12 protein-coding genes are annotated in these 8,232 nt (G+C 67.0%); 5 read left to right on the forward strand and 7 right to left on the reverse strand.

Features of this window, described 5'->3' with window-relative positions:
- The 3 genes from ACRDUX_RS02340 to ACRDUX_RS02350 all read right to left on the reverse strand — a co-directional run.
- A partial coding sequence (locus tag ACRDUX_RS02340) for a ferritin-like domain-containing protein (RefSeq protein WP_526410628.1) occupies nucleotides 1–341 on the reverse strand: 341 nt, incomplete at its 3' end.
- A 62-nt stretch (nucleotides 342–403) separates the two neighbouring features.
- Nucleotides 404–1,264: a DNA-3-methyladenine glycosylase family protein gene (locus tag ACRDUX_RS02345; protein WP_526410650.1), complete on the reverse strand. Its 861-nt coding sequence runs from the start codon at nucleotides 1,262–1,264 to the stop codon at nucleotides 404–406.
- Between the two features lie 85 nt (nucleotides 1,265–1,349).
- The gene (locus ACRDUX_RS02350; RefSeq protein WP_526410630.1) at nucleotides 1,350–1,721 is read right to left on the reverse strand and encodes a DUF427 domain-containing protein; all 372 of its coding nucleotides are present in this window, start codon (nucleotides 1,719–1,721) and stop codon (nucleotides 1,350–1,352) included.
- 97 nt (nucleotides 1,722–1,818) lie between these two features.
- Between ACRDUX_RS02350 and ACRDUX_RS02355 the strand changes: the two genes are divergently transcribed.
- Together ACRDUX_RS02355 and ACRDUX_RS02360 are read left to right on the forward strand one after the other, a co-directional pair.
- Entirely contained in the window at nucleotides 1,819–2,286 is a 468-nt protein-coding gene (locus tag ACRDUX_RS02355; protein WP_526410632.1) for an SRPBCC family protein, read from the forward strand.
- A 156-nt stretch (nucleotides 2,287–2,442) separates the two neighbouring features.
- Entirely contained in the window at nucleotides 2,443–2,910 is a 468-nt protein-coding gene (locus ACRDUX_RS02360) for a DUF4262 domain-containing protein (RefSeq protein ID WP_526410634.1), read from the forward strand.
- Here the strand turns inward: ACRDUX_RS02360 and ACRDUX_RS02365 are convergent.
- From ACRDUX_RS02365 to ACRDUX_RS02375, 3 genes are all read right to left on the reverse strand, one after another.
- Nucleotides 2,898–3,716, reverse strand: a complete 819-nt coding sequence (locus ACRDUX_RS02365) for a class I SAM-dependent methyltransferase (protein WP_526410636.1) — start codon at nucleotides 3,714–3,716, stop codon at nucleotides 2,898–2,900. The genes ACRDUX_RS02360 and ACRDUX_RS02365 overlap by 13 nt on opposite strands.
- A gap of 63 nt (nucleotides 3,717–3,779) precedes the next feature.
- Nucleotides 3,780–4,829 (reverse strand): NAD-dependent epimerase/dehydratase family protein, encoded by a 1,050-nt coding sequence (locus ACRDUX_RS02370; RefSeq protein WP_526410638.1) that lies wholly within the window; start codon nucleotides 4,827–4,829, stop codon nucleotides 3,780–3,782.
- Nucleotides 4,826–5,362 (reverse strand): nuclear transport factor 2 family protein, encoded by a 537-nt coding sequence (locus tag ACRDUX_RS02375; RefSeq protein WP_526410640.1) that lies wholly within the window; start codon nucleotides 5,360–5,362, stop codon nucleotides 4,826–4,828. The genes ACRDUX_RS02370 and ACRDUX_RS02375 overlap by 4 nt, the downstream gene beginning before the upstream one ends.
- A 136-nt stretch (nucleotides 5,363–5,498) precedes the next feature.
- On the opposite strand from ACRDUX_RS02375, the gene msrB reads away from it, so the two are divergent.
- Together msrB and msrA are read left to right on the forward strand one after the other, a co-directional pair.
- Entirely contained in the window at nucleotides 5,499–5,972 is a 474-nt protein-coding gene (gene msrB, locus ACRDUX_RS02380) for a peptide-methionine (R)-S-oxide reductase MsrB (protein ID WP_526410642.1), read from the forward strand.
- Nucleotides 5,969–6,481, forward strand: a complete 513-nt coding sequence (gene msrA / locus ACRDUX_RS02385) for a peptide-methionine (S)-S-oxide reductase MsrA (RefSeq protein WP_526410644.1) — start codon at nucleotides 5,969–5,971, stop codon at nucleotides 6,479–6,481. Before msrB ends, msrA begins: the two co-directional genes overlap by 4 nt.
- 51 nt (nucleotides 6,482–6,532) lie before the next feature.
- On the opposite strand, the gene ACRDUX_RS02390 is transcribed toward msrA, so the two are convergent.
- Entirely contained in the window at nucleotides 6,533–7,885 is a 1,353-nt protein-coding gene (locus tag ACRDUX_RS02390) for a cytochrome P450 (RefSeq protein ID WP_526410646.1), read from the reverse strand.
- 119 nt (nucleotides 7,886–8,004) lie between these two features.
- Between ACRDUX_RS02390 and ACRDUX_RS02395 the strand changes: the two genes are divergently transcribed.
- Nucleotides 8,005–8,232, forward strand: a 228-nt coding sequence (locus ACRDUX_RS02395) for a TetR/AcrR family transcriptional regulator (protein WP_526410648.1), incomplete at its 3' end; no start/stop codon positions are given.

Raw genomic sequence — 8,232 nt, forward strand, 5'->3', positions numbered from 1 at the left:
GTGTAGACCAGGTCCAGCGCCGCCTGGTGTGCGAGGCCGGTGTCGCGGCCGACCGAGTAGTCGTCCCAGGTGCGGTCCTTGAGGATCGCGCCGGGAGTGCCCTTCGGTGACACCCCGAATGCCGCGATGCGCTCTGCGGCCTCGTCGGCGTACCCGCGGACCAACTCGACCTGCGGGTCGATCATCTCGTGAACGCCGATGAAGTTCGGGCCGACGACGTTCCAGTGCACGTGTTTAAGGGTCAGGTGCAGGTCGTTGTAGGTGCTGAGCTGCTTCTGCAGCAGTCCGGCGACCTCGCGGCTGTCCTCCTGCGAAATTCCGGGAATCGTGAATCCTGCCATGAACTTGCCTCCTTCGATTGGCTCAACAGGACGCCTACCCGGGTCACCTCGGCCTCAACCGTTTACAGAGCTCGCAGATCGGGAATGGCCAGGCGCGGCCCGAACCGGGGATTGCGCGCCATGCCGCTGACCTCGAGCAGCCTGGTGGCGCGGTACCGGTGGGGCCGCAGTGGCTCCAGCAGTTCGAGCATCTCCTCGTCGTCGATCCGATGGCCGAGAAGTGTGCTGCCGACGACGTTGGAGAGGTTGTAATCGCCGACGGACAGCGCGTCGGCGTCACCCCACGCGCGCTGGGCCACCTCAGCCGCCGTCCACACTCCGATGCCCGGCAACGACGTCATGGCCGAGCGCGCGTCTTCGGGTGCGCGAGAGGAAAGCCGCTCCAGGCTCTCGGCCCGCTGCGCACAGCCGACGACGGTGCGCGCCCTGCCGGGGTCGACGTTCGCAAGGTGGAACTCCCAAGAGGGGATGCGCCGCCACACGTCGGCCGGGGGTGGCACCCGCATGCGCGCAGGCGCCGGACCGGGAGCGGGGGAGCCGAACTTGGTGACCAGCAGCCGCCAGGCCCGGAATGCATCCTTGCCGGTGACCCGCTGCTCGAGCACGGCAGGCACCAGCGCCTCCATCACACGGTCCGTACGCCCGAGCCGCAGGTGCGGAACGCGACGGTGGGCCGCCGCCACCGTCGGCTCCTCGGGGGCGAAGCCGGTCTTGTCGTCGAGCACCCCCAGCAGGGCGGGCAGCCGCTCGAGGAATTCCTTCGCGCCGTCCCCCCACGCCTCGCAGTCGACGGTGTTCGACGCCGATTTGGCGATTCGCGCCGTCACCGCACCACTCGACAACAGGCTGGTCTTCCAGATGGCACCGTCGACGATTTGGTAGCAAGGGTCGCCTGGTCCGCGCCGCTGCGGCGACAGCGTCATCTCCGGGCTGGCGGGGCCCGCAAAGACCACACTGCACACCACGCCTGCGGAACTGGGCACCGCCAAAGGCTAGGCCACCAGGCGTCTAGCCGACGGCGACGTCGGCCTTGTCCGCGTAGAACGCCACGTGACCCACGATCGCGGCGACCGCGGAGTACGGCTGCTCGTAGGTCCAGATCGCGTCGTCGACGGTGCCGTCCGCCGCGGTCACGTGGTAGTAGTTCGCCTCGCCCTTGTAGGGGCAGTAGGTGGTGGTGTCGCTGCGCTTCAGCACCGACGGGGTGACGGCGGAGAGAGGCACGTACTGCACCGCGGGGTACGTCGACTCCTGCAGGGTCAGGGCATCGTCGGTTTCGGCGACGACCTCGCCATTGACGCGGACGACGACGTGGCGGCCGGTCGGCGTGACGGTGATCGGGTGCGCTGCGGTGGGCTCGAGAACTGGACGTTCGGTCATCTTGAAACCAACGCGCTCAGAGGCACCCGTGATTCCCGCATCGGAGGGCAGGCGCGAAGCGACCCGGGAAGGCAATGCCCCTGGTTACGATCGCGCGATGAGCGAACCATCGGCCCAGGCTTCCGTGACGATCGCGGCCGGCTGCGCCGAGGTGTACGCCCTGATCACCGACCTTCCGACGATGGCCACGCTCGCCGAGGAGGCCGACGCGATGGTGTGGCAGAAGGGCAACGGCGCCGCGCCGGGCGCCGTGTTCAAGGGCCACAACACCAACCGCGGCAAGACGTGGACCACCAAGTGCACCGTCACCCACGCCGAGCCTGGACTGGTCTTCGCGTTCGACGTCAAGACCGCCGTCGTCGTCCCGGTGGCGCACTGGCGCTACGACATCGAGCCCGTCGACGGCGGCTGCAGGGTCACGGAAAGCACCTGGGACCACCGGCCTGGCTGGATTCGCAAGCCAGCGGCGATCACAACCGGTGTCGCCGATCGCACCTCGGCCAACGCGAGACACATCGAGCTGACGCTGCAGCGGCTCAAGGCGAAGGCCGAATCCACCTCCTGACCGTTTGGGCAGCCGCCCGCCCCTTGCCCCAAGAGCCGCCGCCTGTGGATGAACCCGCGACTGTGCACAACTCTGCCTCACCGCGCTCTCGTTCCCGTCAGATGTCGCCGCCCACGGACACTCTCGCCGCAAGAACCACAGAGAGGCGGCCACCCCATGTGCTGGCAATGCGACCACCCCGACAACACACTGGGCGACTATCTCGCCCTGATGCGCGAGAAGATCCTGGACCACGGCTGGGCCGTGCAGTACGTCGAAGACGACCGCCGACCCTTTGCGTACACGATCGGCCTACACGACCGTGGCTTGCCAGAACTCCTGGTGACCGGCCTGGCGCCACGACCGGCCGGATGGCTGCTGAACACGTTCGCGAGGCGGGCGTTGGTGGGCCGCAAACCCGCTCCGGGAGATCGGGTCGCCCTCCCCGCGGGCACCAACCTCGAACTCGTCGGCGTCGACCATCCCGACGCGCACATGGGCATGGCGATCGCGATCGAGGGCTCCGACATCAGCGCCGTGCAATTGGTGTGGGCGGACGACCGCGGGAGGTGGCCGTGGGCGCCGGGCTTCGACGACGGCCACCGATGCCAGCCGGTGCTCGGCGTCAGGAGTCAGAACGCGTAGCGGTGGTATTGCGCCATGTAGCGCAGCACCTTCGCCCGTGACATCGTCCGGCCCATCAAGCGGTATGGGCCAGGTAGTCGTCTGAAGCTGGCCGAGTCGAACACCGACAGCCACGCCAGGAGTCGGACGCCCGGCACTGCAGCCAGAATCTCGTCGGGACCGTCGATGCCCCACAGGAGCGTCGCCCCCGCGCGGCGCACTACCCGGTTCGACCACTGCGATCTGATGCCGAGGGTGTTGAACGCGTCGAACTGAAGCTCCCCTGACGGAAAGCGATCGACGATGCGCCGCATCAGTGCGATGCCGTCGTCGCGGGTGAGGTACATCGTCAGGCCCTCCCCGATCATCAGCGTCGGACGATCGGAGGGGATGTCGGCCAGATAGGCGGGATCGGTGACCGACGCGGCGACCACGTGGTTGTGCTCACTGCGCGGGAGGAGTTGGGTTCGCAGCGCGGCGACGTCGGGGTAGTCGACGTCGTACCACTCCACGTCGGGCCCGGGATCGATTCGGAAGTACCGGCTGTCCAAACCGCAACCAAGGTGCAGCACAGTGGATTTCGGGTGCGCCTCCAGGAACTGCCGGGTCCAGGTGTCGAAGTGCTCGGTACGCGTCGCCACCGATGGCGCGGTGCGCGCGGTGATGGTCGTCTGCGACCAGTCGTAGTCGAGCCGGTCGACGATGTCCCTGGCGTACTGATCGCCGAGGATGGGGTGTGGCGCGGCGGCGTCGAGCGCCTTCGCGTACAGCGTCGCGAGCATGGTCTGCGGGGCACCGGACAGGTCGACCTGAAGCTTGTTGGTCATGTCGTCGAGGTTAGGTGCGCCATCGCGGCGTGCCCATTGACTGAACGCCCGTCGGTGCGCCGTTCAACCCGCCTGTTTGCTCTTGCGCTTGGCCTCGCGGAGTGCCACCCAGAACTTGGCCGCCTCGCGGATCGACTCCTCGACGGGCCGTGGCTGCCAACCGAGTTCGCGCTTGGCCTTGGCACAGTCGACCGGCGCCTCGGCCCGCATCAACCGCAGCGAGTCCAGCGACAGACGTTCGTCGGTGCCCGTCAGTCGCGCCTTGACGCTGCCGAGCGCCGCCATCGCGTAGGAGACCGGCAGTGCCATCGACTTCGCGGGTGCGGGCACCCCGGCCGCCTCGGCGGCGATGCGGACGACGTCGGCGTTGTCGATCATCTTCTCCGAGATGAGGTACCGCTCGCCGACGCGACCCTTCGTCGAGGCGAGGATCATGGCGCGCGCGGCGTCGTCGATGCCGACGGCCTCCAATTGGATGCCGCTCATCACGAAGGGCAGCTTGCCGAACGCTGCGCCCGCGATGATCGCGCCGTGTGGCGTGCGCCCCCAGTCGCCCGCGCCGTAGGTGGTCGAGATGCACATCGCGACGGCGGGCAGGCCACGGTCGCGGACGTACTGCATGACGAGGTTCTCCGCCTGCACGCGCGACCGCACGTACGGCGTCAGCCCGCGGAGCCGTTTGGTCGGCGACGATTCGCCTCCGTCGACGATGACGTCATCCTCGGTGGCCGTCCGGCCGCGCCGTCGTCCGACCGTGACGTAACTGCTGGTGAAGACGAAGCGCTCGAGGCCGACGGCAATGGCCGGTTCGGAGGCGACGTCGAGCACGTTTCGGGTGCCGTCGACATTCGTGTGGAAGAGCGGGGCGGGGTCCTTGAGCCAGCCGCGGGTGTCGACGACGCAGTAGTAGACGACGTCGCAGCCGGTCATCGCATCGCGAAGGACCTGGCGATCCCAGATGTCACCGACGAAGCGCGTGACGTCGAGATCGTCGATGCCGACGGTGTTGGCTCCCGCCCGAACCATCACGCGGACGTCCTGTCCGTCGGCCACGAGTTGGCGGGTGACGTGCGAACCGAGGTAGCCGTTCGCGCCGATGACGAGGGCGGTCACCGCGCTTGTCCGATGTCGCCGCCGGAGCGGCTCCCGCCCCCATAGCGCTTCATCCACGCCGCGGCCTCGTCGGGCAGCGTGCCCAACTCCTCGGCCTTCTTGCACCACTTGACGGTCGCGGCGACGAAACGAAGGGGGTTGTAGACGTCCTCTTGCCTGCACCACTTGCCGTCGCCCGCGTAGGTGACGATCGAGAGGTTCGTTGCGGTGATGATCGTGCCGTCACCAGGGTCGCGCATCGGGTTGTCGAGCTCGCAGATGACGCGGTCCGTCGAGTCGTCGATCGTGGTCCAGAGCGAAGGAAACGACGTCATGTAGCTGCCAGGGAAGCTCTCCATGGTCTTCCAGATCCAGGCCCGTACCTGCTCGCGGCCGTGCATGGTGCCAGCCGCGTGCTCGACGTACGTGACGTCGTCGGTGTACTGGTCAACCCATGGATCCCAGTCTCGGGTCTCGGCGGCCCGGCCCACCGTCGCCTCGAATTCTGCGAAGGCCTCGGCCAGCTCGTCGCGGCTGAAAGTGCTACCCGTCACACCCAGAACTAGAACACGTTCTACCAGCGTTTGTCGAGCGGGTCGTGGCGTTCGGCCCAACGGAGGAGAACGCCCCTCGGCCAGGAACTTCCGAAGGGCACTTGAGGTTATACGAGTGCCAACCTTAGGAGGACCAGTGGCGAAGGCATATGACAAGAACCCCGCGGCAGTGAATGCCCTGTCTCCCGAGCAGTATCAAGTGACGCAGAAGAGCGGCACCGAACGGCCGTTCACGGGCGAGTACTGGGACAACCACGAGCCGGGCATCTACACCGACGTGGTATCCGGTGAGCCGTTGTTCGCCTCGGTCGACAAGTTCGAGAGCGGATCGGGCTGGCCGAGCTTCACCAAGCCGATCCAGGGGCCCGACGGAGACACCCACGTCGTCGAGAAGCGCGACTTCAGCCATCTGATGTTGCGCACCGAGGTCCGCTCGACACACGGCGACAGCCATCTGGGCCACCTGTTCAAGGACGGACCGCGCGAGGCGGGCGGGTTGCGCTACTGCATCAACTCCGCTTCGCTGAGATTCATCCATCTCGACGACCTCGAGGCCGAGGGCTACGGCGAGTACAAGACGCTCTTTTCTTCACAGGAGGCACAGGCATGACGACCAAGACCGCGATCCTTGCAGGCGGATGCTTCTGGGGCATGCAGGACCTGATCCGCAAGCAGCCCGGTGTGGTGTCGACGCGCGTCGGCTACACGGGTGGCCAGAACGATCACCCCACCTACCGCAAGCACCCCGGGCACGCCGAGGCCATCGAGATCACCTACGACCCCGCGCAGACCGACTACCGCGCGCTGCTGGAGTTCTTCTTCCAGATCCACGATCCGACGACGAAGGACCGCCAGGGCAACGACGTCGGCAGCAGCTACCGGTCGGCGATCTTCTACGCCGACGACGAGCAGAAGGCCGTCGCGCTGGACACCATCGCGGACGTGGAGGCCTCGGGCCTGTGGCCCGGCAAGGTCGTCACCGAGGTCACCCCAGCGGTCGACTTCTGGGAGGCCGAGCCCGAGCACCAGGACTACCTGGAGAAGTACCCCAATGGGTACACGTGCCACTTCCCGCGGGCAGGGTGGAAGCTGCCGAGGCGAGAGACAGCTTCTCAGTAAGAGCGCCACACGAGCTGCCGCGACGCATCACGCGTCGCGGCAGTTTCACGTTCAGGCCAGCGGGGCGGGCCTGCGACGAAGGACCACGCGGCCGCCCTTCGTCGGGGTGAACGCGACACCACGGCAGTGCACCTTCTCATCCGGCGCCGTCGATGTGTCGATTGTGTAGTGGCGCAACACCGTTCGCAGGACGACGTCCACCTCGACGTTGGCGAACGCCGCGCCCACGCATCGCCGCGTGCCACCGCCGAACGGTAACCACGCGAACGTCGACGGGCGCTTCCCGATGAAGCGCCGTGGATCGAACCGCTCGGGATCGGGGAACTCCTGGGAGCGCCCGTGAATGTTGGAGATGTCCACCCTGATCGAATATCCCTGCGGGATAACCCATTCACCGAGTTCGAACGTGGGCGCGTAGACATGACGGGCGGCGCCGTCGATCACCGTGCGGCTCCGTTGCACCTCCAGGATCGTCGCCTGCCGGTATTCGTTGTCGCCGGTGGCCGCCTCGGCGACCAGCGCGTCCAGCACCTCGGGATGACGGCTGACCCGCTCGAATGCCCAAGCCAGCGTGGACGCGGTCGTCTCGTGCCCGGCCGCGAGCAACGTCAGGAGCTCGTCGGCGATCTCGCGGCGCGACATCGCCGAGCCGTCCTCGTAGGTACTGCGTAGCAGCAGCGTCAGGATGTCGTCACGGCCCTCGGCGCTCGCGTCAGCCGTGACGTCGTCGATGAGCCGGTCGACGACGGCGTCATAACGACGCCGGTACTCGGCCAGCCTGCCCCAGGGCCCGAAGCGTTCGAGGCTATGCGGCATCTTCGGCGCCATGGCGAGCTTCGAACCGAGGGTGACCCAGGGCGGGATGATGGCCCGCAGCTCGTCGAGCCGCTCACCGTCGGCGCCGAACACCGCGCGCAGGATCACGTTCAGCGTGATCCGCATCATCGGCTCGAGGGTTTCGAACTCCCGACCCTCGGGCCACGTCTCGGCTTCGCGCAGCGTCTCCTCTTCGAAGATCACTTCGTAGTTCTTGATGCTCTTGCCGTGGAACGGCGGCGTGAGCAGCTTGCGCCGATGGCGATGGTCGGCGCCATCGAGGGCGAACACCGAACCCGAGCCGAATAGGCGGCTGAGGTTGGGTTGGATGTTGCCGACCTCGTCGGTATTCGCCATGAACAGCTGCTTGGCCAGCTGCGGGTCGGCGACCGTCACCATGTGGCCGAACACGGGCAGGTTCATGGTCGCCACGTCGCCGTATCTGCGGACGAGACCGCCCGTGAACCTGCGACGGAACAACACGAAACCCACACCCTGGACCAAACGCGGCAGACGCGGCCCCGGCGGCAACTTGATGGCCCGCGTGGCGCTGATGGTCGGTGTATCGGCGATCGTCGCTTCGCTCATCGAGCACTCCAGACTGTCCCGGTACTGCGGTGTACCGTCATTGATGTAGTAGGGTACCGCCTAGTACCACACGGCGCAAGGGTGAGCATGACATCGAGTTGGCTACAGTGACGGCCGCTGTGAACGACGCACCCCAGACCGGCTCGAGCGCCGCCGGATTCCGCCGCAGGCTGCTCGATGGGCTGGCCCATTCGATCGCCGAACGCGGCTATCGCGCCACCACGGTCGCCGACGTCGTCCGCAACGCCAAGACTTCCAAGCGCACCTTCTACGACGAGTTCGCCAGCAAGGAAGAATGCTTCGTCGAACTTCTGCGCTCCAACAACGCGGACCTGATCGCGCACATC

This window comes from Mycobacterium sp., from assembly GCF_050701675.1.
Lineage (GTDB): Bacteria > Actinomycetota > Actinomycetes > Mycobacteriales > Mycobacteriaceae > Mycobacterium.